The organism is Pseudomonas synxantha, from assembly GCF_900105675.1.
GTDB classification, from domain to species: domain Bacteria; phylum Pseudomonadota; class Gammaproteobacteria; order Pseudomonadales; family Pseudomonadaceae; genus Aquipseudomonas; species Aquipseudomonas synxantha.
The window spans coordinates 6,083,194-6,100,314 of sequence record NZ_LT629786.1 but is presented as its reverse complement, the minus strand read 5'-3'; the positions used below and the strand labels follow the sequence as shown (position 1 = coordinate 6,100,314).

The 17,121-nt window shown below is 60.5% G+C and carries 18 protein-coding genes; 7 read left to right on the top strand and 11 right to left on the bottom strand.

Features of this window, described 5'->3' with window-relative positions:
* Window positions 1-2: 2 nt before the first annotated feature.
* From BLU48_RS28250 to folE2, 5 genes are read right to left on the bottom strand one after another with little or no spacing between them, the layout of a single operon-like run.
* Window positions 3-563 (bottom strand): gamma carbonic anhydrase family protein, encoded by a 561-nt coding sequence (locus BLU48_RS28250; RefSeq protein ID WP_046070176.1) that lies wholly within the window; start codon window positions 561-563, stop codon window positions 3-5.
* On the bottom strand, window positions 560-1,438 hold the full coding sequence (locus BLU48_RS28245) for a metal ABC transporter substrate-binding protein (protein ID WP_057023262.1): 879 nt from the start codon (window positions 1,436-1,438) through the stop codon (window positions 560-562). Before BLU48_RS28245 ends, BLU48_RS28250 begins: the two co-directional genes overlap by 4 nt.
* A gap of 11 nt (window positions 1,439-1,449) precedes the next feature.
* Window positions 1,450-2,316, bottom strand: a complete 867-nt coding sequence (locus BLU48_RS28240) for a metal ABC transporter permease (RefSeq protein WP_057023263.1) — start codon at window positions 2,314-2,316, stop codon at window positions 1,450-1,452.
* Window positions 2,316-2,984, bottom strand: a complete 669-nt coding sequence (locus tag BLU48_RS28235; RefSeq protein ID WP_057023264.1) for a metal ABC transporter ATP-binding protein — start codon at window positions 2,982-2,984, stop codon at window positions 2,316-2,318. Before BLU48_RS28235 ends, BLU48_RS28240 begins: the two co-directional genes overlap by 1 nt.
* Window positions 2,981-3,871, bottom strand: coding sequence for a GTP cyclohydrolase FolE2 (folE2, locus tag BLU48_RS28230; protein ID WP_057023265.1), 891 nt, complete (start codon window positions 3,869-3,871; stop codon window positions 2,981-2,983). The genes BLU48_RS28235 and folE2 overlap by 4 nt, the downstream gene beginning before the upstream one ends.
* A 128-nt stretch (window positions 3,872-3,999) precedes the next feature.
* On the opposite strand from folE2, the gene BLU48_RS28225 reads away from it, so the two are divergent.
* A complete protein-coding gene (locus tag BLU48_RS28225) occupies window positions 4,000-5,211 on the top strand; it encodes an N-acetylmuramoyl-L-alanine amidase (protein ID WP_057023266.1) in 1,212 nt (403 codons plus the stop codon).
* Here the strand turns inward: BLU48_RS28225 and BLU48_RS28220 are convergent.
* On the bottom strand, window positions 5,208-5,576 hold the full coding sequence (locus BLU48_RS28220) for a hypothetical protein (protein ID WP_057023267.1): 369 nt from the start codon (window positions 5,574-5,576) through the stop codon (window positions 5,208-5,210). The two genes, BLU48_RS28225 and BLU48_RS28220, sit on opposite strands and share 4 nt — an antisense overlap.
* 126 nt (window positions 5,577-5,702) lie before the next feature.
* Here BLU48_RS28220 and dksA point away from each other — a divergent pair, with 126 nt between their 5' ends.
* Genes dksA through BLU48_RS28200 form a run of 4 tightly spaced genes read left to right on the top strand, consistent with a single transcriptional unit; the run spans window position 5,703 to window position 8,991 of the window.
* Window positions 5,703-6,107: an RNA polymerase-binding protein DksA gene (gene dksA, locus BLU48_RS28215; protein WP_043048182.1), complete on the top strand. Its 405-nt coding sequence runs from the start codon at window positions 5,703-5,705 to the stop codon at window positions 6,105-6,107.
* 27 nt (window positions 6,108-6,134) lie between these two features.
* Window positions 6,135-7,340, top strand: a complete 1,206-nt coding sequence (zigA, locus tag BLU48_RS28210) for a zinc metallochaperone GTPase ZigA (protein ID WP_057023268.1) — start codon at window positions 6,135-6,137, stop codon at window positions 7,338-7,340.
* Window positions 7,340-7,984 (top strand): DUF1826 domain-containing protein, encoded by a 645-nt coding sequence (locus tag BLU48_RS28205; protein WP_057023269.1) that lies wholly within the window; start codon window positions 7,340-7,342, stop codon window positions 7,982-7,984. Before zigA ends, BLU48_RS28205 begins: the two co-directional genes overlap by 1 nt.
* Window positions 7,985-8,028: 44 nt before the next feature.
* Complete coding sequence (locus tag BLU48_RS28200; RefSeq protein WP_057023270.1) at window positions 8,029-8,991, top strand: CobW family GTP-binding protein; 963 nt, start codon at window positions 8,029-8,031, stop codon at window positions 8,989-8,991.
* Here BLU48_RS28200 and BLU48_RS28195 read toward each other — a convergent pair.
* Complete coding sequence (locus tag BLU48_RS28195; protein ID WP_057023271.1) at window positions 8,985-9,380, bottom strand: DUF3301 domain-containing protein; 396 nt, start codon at window positions 9,378-9,380, stop codon at window positions 8,985-8,987. The genes BLU48_RS28200 and BLU48_RS28195 overlap by 7 nt on opposite strands.
* 117 nt (window positions 9,381-9,497) lie before the next feature.
* Between BLU48_RS28195 and pdxY the strand changes: the two genes are divergently transcribed.
* On the top strand, window positions 9,498-10,370 hold the full coding sequence (gene pdxY / locus BLU48_RS28190) for a pyridoxal kinase PdxY (RefSeq protein ID WP_057023272.1): 873 nt from the start codon (window positions 9,498-9,500) through the stop codon (window positions 10,368-10,370).
* Window positions 10,371-10,412: 42 nt separating this feature from the next.
* On the opposite strand, the gene BLU48_RS28185 is transcribed toward pdxY, so the two are convergent.
* Entirely contained in the window at window positions 10,413-10,898 is a 486-nt protein-coding gene (locus BLU48_RS28185) for an acyl-CoA thioesterase (protein ID WP_043048172.1), read from the bottom strand.
* Between the two features lie 292 nt (window positions 10,899-11,190).
* On the opposite strand from BLU48_RS28185, the gene BLU48_RS28180 reads away from it, so the two are divergent.
* Window positions 11,191-12,948, top strand: a complete 1,758-nt coding sequence (locus BLU48_RS28180) for a cation:proton antiporter (protein WP_057023273.1) — start codon at window positions 11,191-11,193, stop codon at window positions 12,946-12,948.
* An 89-nt stretch (window positions 12,949-13,037) separates the two neighbouring features.
* Here BLU48_RS28180 and BLU48_RS28175 read toward each other — a convergent pair whose 3' ends face one another.
* The 3 genes from BLU48_RS28175 to uvrD all read right to left on the bottom strand — a co-directional run bounded on the left by BLU48_RS28175 (window position 13,038) and on the right by uvrD (window position 16,862).
* Window positions 13,038-13,445, bottom strand: coding sequence for an SMI1/KNR4 family protein (locus tag BLU48_RS28175; RefSeq protein ID WP_057023274.1), 408 nt, complete (start codon window positions 13,443-13,445; stop codon window positions 13,038-13,040).
* A 135-nt stretch (window positions 13,446-13,580) separates the two neighbouring features.
* The gene (locus tag BLU48_RS28170; protein ID WP_057023275.1) at window positions 13,581-14,453 is read right to left on the bottom strand and encodes a Tim44 domain-containing protein; all 873 of its coding nucleotides are present in this window, start codon (window positions 14,451-14,453) and stop codon (window positions 13,581-13,583) included.
* A gap of 225 nt (window positions 14,454-14,678) precedes the next feature.
* Window positions 14,679-16,862 carry a DNA helicase II gene (gene uvrD / locus BLU48_RS28165; RefSeq protein WP_057023276.1) on the bottom strand — a complete coding sequence of 728 codons (2,184 nt, stop codon included), beginning with the start codon at window positions 16,860-16,862 and terminating at the stop codon, window positions 14,679-14,681.
* Between the last annotated feature and the right edge of the window lie 259 nt (window positions 16,863-17,121).

The window sequence follows — 17,121 nt, the reverse complement described above, 5'->3', positions numbered from 1 at the left end:
GCTCAGAACTCGTTTTGCAAGGCTTTGTAGCCGCGCACGAGGTCGACGTTGGTGCGCGCCACGTCTTCGGAAAACTCCGAGGCACTGACACTCACCGGCGGGAATTGCGACAAGTCGGTGTTGGGCCCGATGCGAGTGGTGGAGGGCACGTAGAAGGCGGCGGGCAGGTCGCGGCCGTCGACCACTGAGTTGTGGCGCACCACGCAACCATCGCCCACGCCGCAGTTGAACAGCACGCTGTTGAAACCGATAAACACGCGATCGCCGACTGTACAGGGTCCATGGACGATGGAGCGGTGGGCGATGGAGGTGAACTCGCCGATGGTCACCGCTGCGCCGGACTTGGAATGGATGACCACGCCGTCCTGGATGTTGGAGTTGGCGCCGATGGTAATCGGGTCCATGGCGCCGCTGGCGTCGACTTCGTCTGCGCGGATCACGGCATAGGGGCCGACGAACACGTTCTCGCCGATAATGACTTTGCCGCAGATGATCGCGGTTTTGTCCACGTAGGCCGATTCAGCAATCACCGGCAGGTCGCCGGAAGGGTTCTTGCGGATCATGGCTTGCTCAAGGCTGCGTAGAGGGTATTGAGGTTGTATTCGAATAGGCCGGTAAAGGTGCTGGCCGGGCCTTCTGCGGCGAGAGCGTCGGAGTACAGCGTGCCGCCGATCTGTGCGCCGCTTTCATCAGCGATCTGTTTGAGCAGGCGCGCATCCTTGATGTTTTCCATGAATACGGCTTTGACCTTGTCCTTGCGAATCTGGGTGATCAGCGCGGCGACTTCGGCGGCCGAAGGGTCACGCTCGGTGGACAAGCCTTGGGGCGCGAGGAACTGGATACCGTAGGCCTGGCCCAGGTAACCGAAGGCGTCATGGGAGGTGACGATGCGACGGTTGCCCGGCGGCAGGGCGCCGAACTTGGCCTTGGCGTCGGCCAGCAGGCTATGGATCTGTTTCAGGTAGGCCTGGCTATTACTCAGGTAGGCGTTGGCGTTGTCCGGGTCGGCGGCTGCCAGCGCCTTGGTGATGTTGCTCACATAGATTTCAGCGTTGGCCAGGTTGTGCCAGGCGTGTGGGTCGGGAATGGTTTCGCCATCTTCGTCCATGGTGTGGGAAATCACGCCTTTGCTAGCGGTGACCACAGTGGCCTTGGTTTCGGTGCTGGTCACCAGGCGATCCAGCCATGGCTCGAAACCAAGGCCGTTCTTGATGATGACCCGGGCCTTGAGCAGTGCCTTGGCATCATCCGGGGTGGGTTCATAGGTATGGGCGTCAGCGTCCGGGCCGACCATGTTGCTGATCTGGATATGGTCGCCTCCGATCTGGTGGGTGATGTCATCGAGAATACTGAAGCTGGTGACCACCTGGAGTTTGTCCGCAGCGTGAGCCATCGAAAGCGGCAGTAGCAGACTGAACAGCACGAGTAGGGCGCGCATCGGGAAACACCTCATTGGGATGAAAGCAAAGGCGGGCGGCGCAACAAGCCGTGCACCGGACCGAACACCACGGACAGCAGATACCCGGCGCCCGCCACCAGCACAATGGCCGGGCCGCTGGGCAGTGAGTAGTAGAACGACAGCAACAACCCTAGCCATACCGATAGGCATCCCAGCACTGCCGATACCGCCATCAGTACCGGCAGGCGTCGGCTCCAGAAGCGTGAAGCGATGGCCGGCAGCATCATCAAGCCCACCACCATCAAGGCGCCGATGGCCTGAAAACCGATCACCAGGTTCAGCACCACCAGGGTCAGGAACACGCCATGGGCAAGCGGGCCGAGACGGCTGACAGTCTGCAGAAACAGCGGGTCAAGGGTGTCGAGCAGCAGCGGTTTGTAGATCAGCGCCATGGCGATCAGGCTGAAACCTGAGACCCAGAGCATGCCGGTGAGGGTGGTTTGATCCACCGCCAGGGCTGAACCGAACAGCAAGTGCAGCAGGTCCAGGCGTTTGCCGGCAAGGCCCAGGATCAGTACGCCGGCAGCGAGGGAAATGGGATAGATGGCGGCGAGGCTGGCGTCTTCGCGCAGGCCGGTGCGACGGGTGATCCACGCGGCCAGGCCGGCCATGCTCAGGCCGGCGCCGAGGCCGCCAATGGTCAGCGCGGGCAGGCTCAAGCCTGCGAACCAGAAGCCCAGGGCGGCTCCGGGCAAGATGCCGTGTGCCACCGCGTCACCGATCAGGCTCATACGCCGCAGGATCAGAAACACCCCCAGCGGCGCGGTGCTGCAGGCGAGCACCAACCCGCCGAAAAGTGCACGGCGCATAAACACGAATTCATGGAACGGCATCCACAGGTGGGCGCTAAGGTGCATCAGGCCACCTGCATCTGTGGTTGCGGGCGGATCAGCGCTTTGCTGGGGCCGAAGACGCAGCCGGTGTTCTTGATCTGCACCACCTGCTGGGTGTGATAGCGCACAGATGCCAGGTCATGACAGACAACGATCAGCGTGCGGCCCTCACTATGCCATGCGTGGATATGTTGCCAGCACAGGGCCTGGCCGTCCTCGTCGAGGGCGGCGTGGGGTTCGTCAAGCAACAGGATCGGCGCGTCGGCCAGGCTCATGCGGGCGAGCAGGGCACGTTGCAGTTCACCTCCGGACAACGCCATCAACGGCCGATGTTCCAGGCCACTGAGGCACCAGTCGTCCAGTACCGCTTGCAGGCGTTGGCTGCGTTCCTCGCTGGTGTACCGGGTACGCCAAAAACCGGCGGCGACCAATTCTTGCAAGCTGATGGGGAACTGGCGATCCAAGTGTTGCTGCTGGGGCAGGAACGACAGGCCACCACGGCGTGGAACATCCATGCTGACCTTTCCCGACAATGGTTTTTGCAGGCCAGCAATGACTTTGAGCAAACTGCTCTTGCCCGTGCCGTTGGCGCCGATGATGCCGGTGAGGCTGCCTTTCTCCAGCGTCAAATCCAGTGCCGGCGTCAGTGGTTGACCGGGAGCGCCCCAGCGCAGAGCGTTACAGGTGATCATGCCAGGTCTCTCGTCCAGCGGCTTTCAGCCACGGCATCATGCGCGTGCAGGCTTTCGGCGTGGATCACTTTGAGGTGGAAGGCTTTGACCGCGTCCGAGCGTTTCAAGGCGAGGTTCAGGCGGCGAGCGGCATCTTCGCAGAACATCAGGTTCTGCCCGTTGGCCAGGGCGAAGGCTTGTTCGTCCGCGCGTTTCACTGCGGTTTGCACAGCGGTGCCGAGGGCGGTTTCGGCACTGTTGATCAAGTCGACTATCGCCAGCTCATTACCTTGCAGGTGAACGTGTAACTGCGCACTGCTGCGCTGGCTATGAGGCGTGGCGACAATGCCGTTGGCGCTGCCGAGCCAAGCCAACACGTCTTCGTGCTGCAATGGTGAGCTGGCGAAATCCTCGAGAAATTGCTGTTGAATCAACTGCCTGGCGAGTGCGGCAGAGCATGGGCAAGTTGAGGAATAAGTAACGTCAATTTTTAGTTCCACGTGGAACATCTGGTTTTCCAACCGTGCTTCGATGCTCACCGGGTAACTTTTCCAGCCCGCTAACGGGCTGACCAGCGCCGGGCGCTTAAGCAGTAGATCGGTGTGGATACGCAGGTAGGCGTTCTTAGATAAACCTTCATGACTGGTGAGAAATCGAAGCAGTACATTACGCAGAAGTGCAGGTGTGAGCGGCTGCTGATCGAGCATTTCCAGGGCCAGGTAAAGGCGTGACATATGAATGCCACGGGCCGTGCCATCGTCCAGGCTGACGCCTGCATCGGCAGTGGCGGTCAGGCGCTGACCGTCAATCAAAATGGGCAAGGCGATGCCGCACATGCCTACCCAGTCGAGTGGCAAGGCTTGGCGTGAAGCCTGCGCGGCGATATCCGGCAGAGTCAGCGCATTCATAAGCAGGTCCATCGTTGGAAATAATTCGTCATGTTATAGTATAACAATAACCGCTACGATGAAATTTCTACCCCAGCCTTTGTTCAGTCATGTCGAGCAGGGACGCTCCTTTATCTGCGGTATATGTCATGCACAGACGTCAGCTTCTCAACTTGCTGCTGGTCAGCCCCCTGTTCACCTTGCCTTTGGGCGCCTATGCCACGCAGATTCGCAATGCACGCCTGTGGCGCTCGGACGACAAGCTGCGCCTGGTGTTCGACCTCAGCGGCCCGGTGCAATACAAGACCTTCTCCCTGACGGCTCCGGACCGCTTGATCATCGACTTAAGTGGTGCGGGCCTCAGTGGCGACTTCTCCCAGCTGGCGCTGAAGAACAGTGGGATTACCTCGATCCGTTCCGGGCATTTTGGTAAGAGCGACACGCGCATCGTGTTGGATTTGGTTGCGCCGATGCAGCTCAACAGTTTCGTGCTGCCGCCCCAGGATGGCCAAGGCCATCGCCTGGTGCTCGACCTGACCAACGCCACTCGCGCCCCCCGTCAAATCGTCGCTGAACCGCCGCCGCTAGTGACGCCGGTGGGCAAGGGGCATCCCAAACGCGACATCATCGTGGTGGTCGACCCCGGGCATGGCGGCAAAGACCCGGGTGCCGTCGGTTCCAAGGGCCAGCGCGAAAAGGATGTGGTGCTGTCGATCGCCCAGTTGCTGGCTAAACGCTTGAAACGCGAAAAGGGCTTTGACGTCAAACTGGTGCGCAACGACGACTTCTTTGTGCCGCTGCGCAAACGCGTGGACATCGCCCGTCAGCACAAGGCCGATATGTTTATCTCCGTGCATGCCGACGCCGCCCCACGGCTTAGCGCATCGGGCGCTTCGGTGTATGCATTGTCTGAGGGCGGTGCCACCTCCGCCACAGCGCGTTTCATGGCTCAGCGCGAAAACGGCGCAGACCTGCTGGGCGCCACCACGTTGCTCAATCTGAAGGACAAGGACCCGATGCTGGCCGGGGTGATCCTGGACATGTCGATGAACGCTACCATCGCCTCCAGCCTGCAATTGGGCAGCTCGGTATTGGGCAGCCTGCAAAGCGTCACCAGCCTGCATCAGAAGCGTGTGGAACAAGCAGGGTTTGCGGTACTCAAGTCACCGGACGTGCCTTCGATCCTGGTGGAAACCGGGTTTATCTCCAATGCGCGGGATGCCCAGCGGCTGGTCACCGCGCGCCACCAGCAAGCGGTGGCGGACGGACTTTTCGAAGGTTTGAAAAGTTACTTCCAGAAGAACCCGCCGATGAACAGCTACATGGCCTGGGTGCAGGAACAGAAGAACGCCCAGGCTTAACAGCCGGTCATTCGGCTGCAAGTGAACTTGGCACTGGCACCACCTGAGCTGGAAAAGCGGTTGAGGGTGGTCCAGCCCACACGCCGCGTGTAACCGACCCACGCCTCGCCATCGGATGCCAACCCGATAAAGAACGTCAGCTGCCCATAGCGGCTGTTGGTCTGCGCCCAGTAGCGTTTACCGATCACTTCAAAGCCGCGCAAATAGGTGGTGCTGCCCACGGTCGCCACGCTATAGGCATTGCCCAACGGGTCCACGCACGCCAGCAGGTTGGCGCTGCGTGTGCAGTTGGCCAACAGGCTGGGCGTTTGGGCGCAGGCAGGCCCTGCGGCTGCCACGAGCAGGGCGCACATCAGGTATCTCATCGAATTTTCTCTGGGTAAGAAGATGATCAAGCATTGCGCCCTTCGTCGCGTCGAACAAGGGGATTGGCTTATTTGCATTGTTATACTATAACATAAAAGCACAGCCTGACCCGTGAACCGCTTCCCATGACCGAACAAGACCTTCTGGCCCAACCGCCTGCCGACTACATGAACGACGCCCAACAGCGCTTCTTCCGCGAGCTGCTGCTGGCTCAGCGCAATGAGCTGCAAGCCCGTATCGACGCTGAGTTCCAGGCGCTGCGCGAGCAGGAAACCAATAGCGACCTGGCGGATATCGGCAGTGCCGAAGAACAACGTCAATGGCAACTGCGCCTGCTGGAGCGGGAAAAGAAGCTGTTGGACAAGATCGACGATGCTCTGGAGCTGCTGGCCCGCGGTGAATACGGCTGGTGCCGTGAAACCGGCGAGCCCATCGGCCTGCAGCGCCTGCTGCTGCGCCCCACCGCGACCCTGTGTATTGAAGCCAAAGAACGTGAAGAGCTGCGCGAACGCCATAAACGGGCAGTTTGACCGGCCAACCCTGATGAGGAATACCTGATGCCCAATCGTCTCCCCGTGACCGTGTTATCCGGCTTTCTCGGTGCCGGTAAAAGTACGCTGCTCAACTACGTCTTGCGTAACCGCGACAACCTGCGGGTAGCGGTGATCGTCAATGACATGAGCGAAATCAACATCGACGGCAGCGAGGTTCAGCGCGACGTCACGCTCAATCGTTCGGAAGAAAAACTGGTGGAGATGAGCAACGGCTGCATCTGTTGCACCTTGCGTGAAGACTTGCTCGAAGAAGTCGGAAAACTCGCCAAGGAAGGTCGGTTCGATTACCTCCTGATTGAATCCACCGGTATTTCCGAGCCTCTGCCCGTGGCCGAAACCTTCACCTTTCGCGATGAAAACGAGCAAAGCCTGGCCGACATTGCGCGGCTGGACACCATGGTCACCGTGGTCGACGGTATGAACTTCCTGCTCGACTACCAGGCCGCTGAAAGCCTGGCTTCACGGGGCGAAACCCTCGGAGAAGAGGATGAGCGTTCCATCACCGACCTGTTGATTGAGCAGATCGAGTTTGCCGACGTCATCCTTATCAGCAAGATCGACCTGATCAGCAGCCGCGAGCGCGAAGAGCTGATGGCGATCCTCGAGCGCCTTAATGCCCAGGCGGAAATCATCCCGATGGTCATGGGCGAGGTGCCGCTGCACAAGATCCTCAACACCGGCCGTTTCGACTTCGAACGCGCCGCCCAGGCCCCGGGTTGGCTACAGGAATTGCGCGGTGAACATGTGCCGGAAACCGAAGAGTATGGGATCGCTTCCACCGCTTACCGTGCGCGTCGGCCCTTCCACCCACAGCGTTTTTTCGACTTTATCGACCGCCCGTGGGTGAACGGCAAGCTGCTGCGTTCCAAGGGCTTCTTCTGGTTGGCCAGCAAGCATCAGGACGCTGGCAGTTGGTCCCAGGCCGGCGGGTTGATGCGCCACGGGTTTGCCGGGCGTTGGTGGCGCTTTGTGCCAAAAAGCCAATGGCCCCAGGACGAAGAAAGCGTCGCGGCGATCATGGGGAACTGGCAATTGAATACCGGTGACTGCCGGCAGGAACTGGTGTTTATCGGGCAAAACATCGACTTCAACCAGATGCGTGCCGAGCTGGATGCCTGCTTGCTCAATGATGAAGAAATGGCCCTGGGCGTCGAAAGCTGGCGCATGCTGCCTGATCCTTTTGGCCCTTGGTATGAGCAGGTAGCCTGATGCTGGCCCCGGTTATTCCCCTGCGCCCCGTGATCCGCCAGACCCGCGGGGAAACACCGTTGGCGCTGTCAGACATTCTCGAAGATGGCGTCAACCTGGCAGTCTGGCAGCGCCATTTGCCCCTGCATATTGCCGAATTCGGCGCCTTACTGGTGGCGCTCAATGAGCCGTTAGCCGAGTCCTTGGTGATTGAGCTCGACAACGAAGACGCCGTACCTAACCTGCAGGGTTTGGCGTCCAGTTGTCGGGATCTTGAAGGTTACGACGGGTTTATTGCCGATGTGTCGTGGCTGGTCAGCGCATTCGCCTGCCTGCTCGGCGCCAGGCGTATCGGCGTGCGCCTGCGGCTGTTGGATAAGGCCATGTGCCCGCGCTTTCACGTCGACCATGTGCCGGTCCGGCTGATCACCACCTATGCCGGCATCGGCAGCCAATGGTTGCGCGAAGGTGTCATGGACCGGCGCCAATTGAGCCAGGCAGACGCTGAGCCCTCCGAGCGCATCGAGCAGATTCACTGCGGCGAAGTGGCGTTGCTCAAGGGGACGAAATGGCACGGTAACGAAGGGCATGGCCTGATCCACCGTTCGCCAGCGCTCCAGGCCGATGAGCGACGGTTGATCCTGACGCTGGATTGGCTGGCATAACCGGGTAGGATCAAGCTCTCTACACGGTCTGAATGATGCTTCCCATGCTGCAGAATATTCCCACCCACGTGATTGCCGGCCCGTTGGGCGCCGGCAAGACCAGCCTGATCCAGCACCTGCTCGCCCAGCGCCCGGCCAACGAGCGCTGGGCGGTGCTGATCAATGAGTTCGGCCAGATCGGCCTGGACGCGGCCTTGCTCACCCAAGACGATGATGGCATCGCCCTCGGTGAAGTGGCCGGGGGCTGCGTGTGCTGTGTGAATGGTGCACCGTTCCAGGTCGGGCTGAGCCGCTTGCTCCGTAAGGCCAAGCCGGATCGGTTGTTTATCGAACCTTCGGGCCTGGGCCATCCGATGCAGTTGCTCAAACAGCTGCGAGAGGCGCCATGGCAAGGCGTGCTGGCGGTACAGCCCTGTGTCCTGGTGCTGGATGCCCAGGCCTTGGCGGTGGGGAAGCCTTTGCCGCAGGCACAGCAAGAGGCATTGGCCAGCGCCGGCCTGCTGGTGCTGAACAAGGACGAGGCGCTGGATGCAGCACAACGTCAGGCGATTGAAGCGCAATTACCCGCATGCGCAGTGTATTGGACACGCCAGGCGCAATTGCCGCTTGAGCGGTTGCCAGGCTTGGATGCGCAGGCCCAAGGCGCTGTGGGTAACTTCGAGGTCCCTGAGGGGCTGGCGCAAATGCCGGCCATCTGGAGTGATCCTGCGCTGCCGATCTGTCTGAGCCAGGGCCAGGAGGGCGGCTGGAGTATCGGCTGGCGTTGGCACCCGAGCCAGCAATTCGAGATCAGCCGTCTGCATCATTGGCTATCAGGCCTCGACTGGCGGCGTGCCAAACTGGTTATCCACAGTGTCGACGGCTGGGTCTCGGCCAACGCTGTGGATAACAGCCCTCTAGTTTGGCGACCCAGCGAATGGCGGCGGGATTCGCGGATTGAATTGATCTTCAGCGAGCCACAGGATGTGGCCACCTTGCAGGAAGCACTGGCAGCCTGTCGTTACTGACGGTTCTTGGTCGCGTGGTCCTGGCGCCATTGGCTCAATTCGATCACCTCGGCGGTGGGCAACGGCTCCTTGGCCTCGAACGGGTAGGGCGCCAGCTCGATCTGCGCACTGTGGGCGCCGAACTGGGTAATGATCCCGGCATGCCGGGTTTCCCCGGTCACGGTGAATTCGAAAGTGTAGACACGTGCCAGGCGCCGCCGGCCATTGGCATCCTTGACGAAACCGATGCGTTTGAGTGCCACCGCACCATCGAGCAGTTCGATATCAAGCTTGGCGCAATGCTGCTTGACCCGCTCCAGCGCGCGCTCACGCAGGCCGTGGTTGTGCCAGACCCAGGCGGCGCCGGTCGCCAGCAGCATCAACACGAACATGTTTCCCAGGGTCAGCATTCCATGAACTCCAACAAAGTGAGAGCAGCTTAACTGTGTCGCCGGTCTGTCGTACAGGCTGCGTTTAGTCGCATACTGCGCGGCCAGAATTTCAACGGCTTGACGGAAATCTCCCGCATGAAACGCACACCTCATCTGCTTGCGATCCAGTCTCATGTGGTCTTTGGCCACGCCGGAAACAGCGCCGCCGTATTCCCTATGCAGCGGGTCGGGGTGAACGTCTGGCCGCTCAACACGGTGCAATTCTCCAACCACACTCAGTATGGACAATGGGCGGGGGAAGTGTTGGCGCCGCAGCAAATTCCGGCGCTGGTGGAAGGTATTGCCGCGATTGGTGAGCTGGGCAACTGCGATGCGGTGCTGTCCGGCTACCTCGGCAGTGCAGCTCAAGGCCGCGCGATCCTTAGCGGTGTCGCCCGCATCAAGGCGATCAACCCCAAGGCGCTGTACCTGTGTGACCCGGTGATGGGCCACCCGGAAAAGGGCTGCATCGTGCCACAGGAGGTCAGCGATTTCCTGCTGGATGAGGCCGCAGCCATGGCGGATTTCCTCTGCCCCAATCAGCTGGAGCTGGATAGCTTTGCCGGTCGCAAGCCGCAGTCGCTGTTCGATTGCCTCGCAATGGCCAAGGCCTTGCTGGCACGTGGGCCCAAGGCGGTGCTGGTCAAGCACTTGGATTACCCGGGCAAACTGCCGGACGGCTTCGAGATGCTGTTGGTGACCGAAGACGGCAGCTGGCACTTGCGTCGGCCGCTGCTGGCGTTCCCGCGTCAGCCAGTGGGCGTGGGCGACCTGACGTCGGGCCTGTTCCTGGCGCGGGTGCTGCTGGGCGATAGCCTGGTGGCAGCCTTTGAGTTCACCGCCGCGGCAGTGCATGAAGTGCTGCTGGAAACCCAGGCCTGCGCCAGTTATGAACTGGAACTGGTGCGGGCCCAGGATCGCATTGCCCATCCTCGTGTACGCTTCGAAGCCACACCGATCAGTCTGTAAGTACGCAAAAACCAGTGTGGGAGGGGGTTTACAGGTTTTGAACTAAGGCGCTTCGTCTTTGATTTCCTGATAACGCTTTTCCAGCTCCTGGCGAATCTGCCGACGCTGCTGGGCCTGCACAAAGCGGCGTTTGTCCTCGCTGTTCTGCGGCTGCAAGGGCGGCACGGCGGCGGGTTTGCGCTGGTCATCCACGGCCACCATGGTGAAGAAGCAGCTGTTGGTATGGCGCACCGAGCGTTCACGAATGTTCTCGGTCACTACCTTGATGCCCACTTCCATCGAGGTATTGCCGGTGTAGTTGACCGACGCCAGGAAAGTCACCAACTCACCGACATGGATCGGCTCGCGAAAAATCACCTGGTCCACCGACAGCGTCACCACGTAACGGCCGGCATAACGGCTGGCACAGGCATAGGCCACTTCGTCGAGATACTTGAGCAGCGTGCCGCCGTGGACATTGCCTGAGAAGTTGGCCATGTCAGGGGTCATCAATACCGTCATCGACAGCTGGGCGTTTCCGGGTTCCATAGCACACTCACGGGTTGTAGGCATTGGTTGGGGGGGCACCTCTGCGGGTGCTGGAGTCTTTGCAGCGCCATCCCTAACGGGACGCCAGTGGGCGGCTTGCCGTCACGCGCTCGGCGATCTGTTTCCATATATTGCACCGGCTTTCCAGCAGAAGTCGCGGTGTTAACCTTCAAAAGCCCATCTCAGGGCTTTTCTTACGTTCAAGGCAGACTTTTCCTTCCGCTCTTTGCGACCCTACAAAGGCGCGGCCGGAAGTGGGAAAAGCGCCGGTACCCTCAAGGAGCCCCTCGCCATGCACGCCATCAGCTTTATCCAGGACCTGGCCGTGATCATGCTGGTAGCAGGGGTCGTCACCATCCTGTTTCATCGCCTCAAGCAGCCGGTGGTGCTGGGCTATATCGTCGCGGGCTTCATTATCGGCCCCCATACTCCGCCGTTTGGCCTGATCCACGACGAAGACACCATCAAGACCCTGGCCGAGCTGGGGGTGATCTTCCTGATGTTCTGCCTGGGCCTGGAGTTCAGCCTGCGCAAGCTGTTCAAGGTGGGGGCCACGGCGTTTATCGCGGCGTTCCTTGAGATCGTCCTGATGATCTGGATCGGCTACGAGATCGGCCGCTGGTTCGATTGGAGCACCATGGACTCGCTGTTTCTCGGCGCGATCCTGGCGATCTCCTCGACCACCATCATCGTCAAGGCCCTCAATGACCTTAAGATGAAAGACCAGCGTTTCGCCCAGCTGATTTTTGGCGTGCTGATCGTCGAGGACATCCTGGGTATCGGCATCATTGCCTTGCTGTCGAGCATCGCCGTCAGTGGCACGGTCAGCTCTGGCGAGGTGTTCTCCACGGTCGGCAAGCTGTCCTTGTTCATGATCGTTGCGTTGGTGATCGGCATTTTGCTGGTGCCGCGCCTGCTGGCTTATGTGGCCAAGTTTGAAAGCAATGAGATGCTGCTGATCACCGTGCTGGGCTTATGCTTCGGTTTCTGCCTGTTGGTGGTGAAACTGGAATACAGCATGGTGCTCGGGGCCTTTTTGATTGGCGCGATCATGGCTGAATCCCGTCAATTGATTAAGATCGAGGGCCTGATCGAGCCGGTTCGCGACATGTTCAGTGCAATCTTCTTTGTCGCGATAGGGTTGATGATCGACCCTCATATCCTGCTGCAATACGCCTGGCCGATTGCGGTGATCACCGTGGCGGTGGTGCTGGGCAAGATGCTGTCCTGCGGTCTGGGAGCCTTTATCGCCGGCAATGATGGCCGCACTTCGCTGCGGGTCGGCATGGGGCTGTCACAGATTGGCGAGTTTTCTTTCATCATTGCAGCATTGGGAATGACCCTGCAGGTGACCAGCGACTTCCTGTATCCGGTGGCGGTGGCTGTTTCGGCGATTACCACGCTGCTGACGCCCTACCTGATTCGCGGCGCCGATCCACTGTCATTGAAGATCGCAGCGGTAATGCCCAAGCGCATGAGCCGGGTCTTCGGCATGTATGGCGAGTGGCTGCGCAGCATCCAGCCTCAGGGCGAGGGGGCGATGCTGGCCTCGATGATTCGCAAGATCATCCTGCAAGTAGGGGTCAACCTGGCACTGGTGATCGCGATCTTCTTCGCGGGTAGTTATTTCGCCGCACGCATCGGCGGGTACCTGGAGGGATGGATCAGTGATCCGAGCTGGCAGAAGGCATTGATCTGGGGTGGGGCACTGCTGTTATCGCTGCCGTTCCTGATTGCGGCGTATCGCAAGCTCAAGGCACTGTCGATGTTGTTGGCAGAGATGAGTGTGAAGCCGGAGATGGCCGGGCGGCATACCCAGCGCGTGCGACGGGTGATTGCGGAGCTGATCCCCATCTTGTCACTGCTGGTGATCTTCCTGCTACTGGCAGCCTTGTCGGCCAGCATTCTGCCGACCAACAAGTTGCTGGTGTTGATCGCCGTGGTCACGGCGGCGGTGGCGGCGGTGCTCTGGCGCTGGTTTATCCGTGTGCATACGCGGATGCAGGTGGCCTTGTTGGAAACGCTGGATAACCACAAGGATACGCAGTAGGAGCGAGCGTGCTAGCGATAACGCGGGAAACCTGACAACCAGTGGCGCCCTCAGGTTTCTCGCGAGCAAGCTCGACTCCTGCAAAGGCCTCAGCTTTCCAGCCAGACGTCCCGCGCCCAGTGCCATACCGATTCCCAGGTTTCTTCGGTAACGAGTTCTTCTTCGCCGGACCACAGCACCACGGTGCCGTCTTCCTCGACGCAATAGTAGTCATCGCCGTCCTGGCAGATCGGGATCATGCTGCGATCAACGCCGGCATCCCAGGCGTTGGCGGCAACCTCTGGCAGGTAGGTGTGGGATTGTGGGTCGGTGACGGTCACCGGCTCCAGGCTGCCGTACACCACATCACTGACGGTCAGCAGGAATTCGCGGAAGACAAACGGGATGTCGATGAACAGTTGTTCTTCGATTTCCACCAGTTGGTCTTCGTCAGGCAGCTCCAAAGGAACCGGGACCGGTTCGTTGGCTTCACGCAATTGTTCGATGATTTCTTCCACGGCCGGGATCCTCTTGCTAGATGGCGCGGTTTATAGGGGCGTTTTATACAGTAGCTCGCTATAAGTGCAACCGTGAAATAGAAAACCCCGGACATGTCCGGGGTTTTTGTTACCGCTTGCTCAAACGTGCAGGTTTCAGCCGTTCTGGCGGATACCGGCCACCAGCCATGGCTGGTCCTCGCCCTGGGCACGTTCCATGTTCCAGCTTTCGCTGAACACTTCGCCCTGGTCGAAGCGCGAGGTCTTCGACACGCCGCTGAAGGTCAGGGTGGCGATAGTTTTGTCGGCGCGATCATCCACACCGTCCAGTTGAACGCGCAGGTCGTCGATGTAGGTCGACTGGAACGCGTCACCGATCTCGGCACGTTCGCGCTTGAGGAACTCCAGCAGTTGCGGGGTCACGAACTCGGAGATCTTGTCCATTTCGTTGGCGTCCCAGTGTTGTTGCAGGGACTGGAAGTGGCTGCGGGCCGCTTCGACGAAACGCTCTTCGTTGAACCAGGCCGGTGCGTTGATCACCGGACGGGCGGCAGCGGCAGGTGCTGCCGAACCACCGAAGATCGAACCCATGGCAGGCTTCTGCTCGAATACTTCACGCTGCATTGGCGCGCCGGCTGGAGCCAGGTGCTCCTGCTGCTTGCGACGACGGGCGGCGATAAAGCGGAAGATCACGAAAGCAATGACGGCCAGGATCAGGATATCGAAAATCTGCATGCCCTCGAAGCCGCCGCCCATGAACATGGAGGCGAGCAGGCCACCGGCAGCGATACCGGCCAGAGGGCCCAGCCAGCGCGAAGCACCGCCGGCCTTGGCAGCAGCGCCAGCGGCACCGGCTGCGCCCGCAGTGGCGGCTGCACCGCCGGCACCGGCGCTTGGAGCCATCTGGCTGGTCTGGTGAGTCGGCGCCGCGCCCGAGCTTTTGCCGCCACCGAAGCGTTTGGCGTTGGCGTCGAGGCTCATCGTCAAGCCGATGCACAACGCCATGGCGATGCTAAGAAAACGTTTCATAAAGGGAATTCCCATTTGTGGATTGCACGCGCGCCATGTTGCACAGGTGTCGTGACAGTGGCTAGCGGCATAATGTTTCGGGCTTTTGCGTAAGACCGAATCCGAAGGGTCTGTAGGACGTTTTACAGATATTGGCGCGTCCTCGTGAAATACAAGGGAGCAGCCGTAACCTTCATGTTGAACCGTTCTCTGTAGGAGCGAACTCGCTCCTACAGGTGAAGCGTGTCAGACCGCTTCGAGTTTCGCGTAGCCCATCATCAGCCACTTGCTGCCTTCGGCGAAGTTCACCTGCACCCGCGCCTGGGCACCGGCGCCTTCGAAGTTAAGGATCACCCCTTCGCCGAAGATCGCATGCCTGACCTGCTGGCCCAGGCTGAACGGGGTTTCCGGAATCTCGGAACCTGCGAACATGGTGCTGGAGTTTTGCTGCTGACCACCGCCGAACGGGCGGCTGACGCTGTTGGAGAGGCGCACTTCCTGGATCAGCCCTTTCGGCACTTCACGTACAAAGCGCGACACCTTGTTGTAGGTTTCGCTGCCGTACAGGCGTCGGGTCTCGGCATAGGTCATCACCAGGTTCTGCATCGCCCGGGTAATGCCCACATAGGCCAGGCGGCGTTCTTCCTCGAGGCGGCCGGGTTCTTCCAGGCTCATCTTGTGGGGGAACAGGCCTTCTTCCATGCCCACCAGGAATACGTAGGGGAATTCCAGGCCCTTGGCGCTGTGCAAGGTCATCAGCTGGATGCTGTCTTCGTGCTCATCGGCCTGGGTATCGCCGGCTTCCAGCGACGCGTGGCCCAGGAAGGCGGCGAGCGGCGTCAGCTCTTCGTCCTCGTCGGTATTTTCGAAGGCGCGGGCGGCGCTGACCAGTTCCTCGAGGTTTTCTACCCGGGCCTGGCCTTTCTCGCCTTTTTCCGCTTCGTGATAAGCGATCAGCCCGGACTGCTCGATCACGGTCTGGGTCATAAGGTGCAGGGGCATTTCGGCGCACTTGGCGGCCAGGTTCTCGATCAGCTCGACAAACACACCCAAGGCCCCGGCGGCGCGGCCGGTCAGGCCTTTGTTGGCGATCAGCAAACGCATGGCTTCCCACATCGACACATCGGCATGGCGTGCATGGTCGCGGATCGCCTCGACGGTTTTCTCGCCGATACCGCGGGCCGGGATGTTGATCACCCGCTCCAGTGCCGCATCGTTGCCACGGCCCTCGAGCAAGCGCAGGTAGGCCATCGCGTTCTTGATTTCCGCCCGTTCGAAGAAGCGCTGACCGCCATAGATACGGTAGGGAATGCGTTCGCGCAACAAGGCTTCTTCCAGCACCCGCGATTGGGCGTTGGAGCGGTACAGAATCGCGATATCGCTGCGCGCCAGGCCGGTTTTCAGCGCGCTTTCGATGGTTTCCACCACGTAGCGCGCTTCATCGTGCTCGTTGAACGCCGCGTACAGGTTGATCGCCTCGCCTTCGCCGCCGTCGGTCCACAGCTCTTTGCCCAGGCGCCCGGTATTGTTGGCGATCAAGGCATTGGCGGCCTTGAGGATCCCGGCGGTGGAGCGGTAGTTCTGCTCCAGGCGAATGGTCACCGCGTCCGGGAAGTCTTCGGAGTACTGGTAGATGTTCTCGATTTTCGCGCCGCGCCAACCGTAGATCGACTGGTCGTCATCGCCCACCACCATCAGGCTGTCGCCGCCCTTGGCCAGCAGGCGCAACCAGGCGTATTGCACGGCGTTGGTGTCTTGGAACTCGTCTACCAGGATATGGCGGAAGCGCTTCTGGTAATGGGCCAGCAAACCGGGGTTGTCACGCCACAGGTCGAGGGCGCGCAGCAACAGTTCGGAGAAGTCGATCACGCCGGCACGCAAACACGCCGCCTCGTAGGCTTCATAAATGCTGCGCATGGTAGCCAGGAACAGATCGCCGCTGGCCTGGATATGCTGCGGGCGCAGGCCCTCGTCCTTTTGGCCATTGATAAACCATTGGGCCTGGCGCGCCGGCCAACGCTGTTCGTCGAGGCCCAGTTCGCGGATCACGCGCTTGACCAGGCGTTGCTGGTCGTCGCTGTCGAGAATCTGGAAGGTCTGGCTCAGCCCCGCTTCCTGCCAATGCGCCCGCAACAGGCGGTGCGCCAGGCCGTGGAAGGTGCCCACCCACATGCCGGCCGGGCTGATGCCCATCAACTGCTCGATGCGATGGCGCATCTCGGCAGCGGCCTTGTTGGTGAAGGTCACCGACAGGATGGAATGTGGGGACGCGTTTTCGACCTGGATCAACCAGGCGATACGGTGCACCAGCACTCGGGTTTTACCGGAGCCAGCACCGGCCAGGACCAACTGACGACCAACGGGGGCCGCTACGGCCTGGCGTTGGGCATCGTTGAGGGAGTTCAACAAAAGAGAGAGATCATCGCGCATCGACGCATTCTATGGGCCTAAGGGGGCTCGGGCAAATCTCAATGCCAGGTGGTCGACGCAAAACATCCGGAGCGCTGTCGACCGGGCAGACATTCTGCCGAGGGGGATGACCGGTTGGTCATGGGCCGCAGCCCCCGCCGCGTCTTGCTCAAGCCGTCTGCGCCAAAGGTTTGCGGGCCATTGCCGAGGTTTTTTTATGACTTGGAGCAGTTTGGCCCAGGCACTTGCTTGTGTATGCTCCGTCGACGTTCCGGGCTCA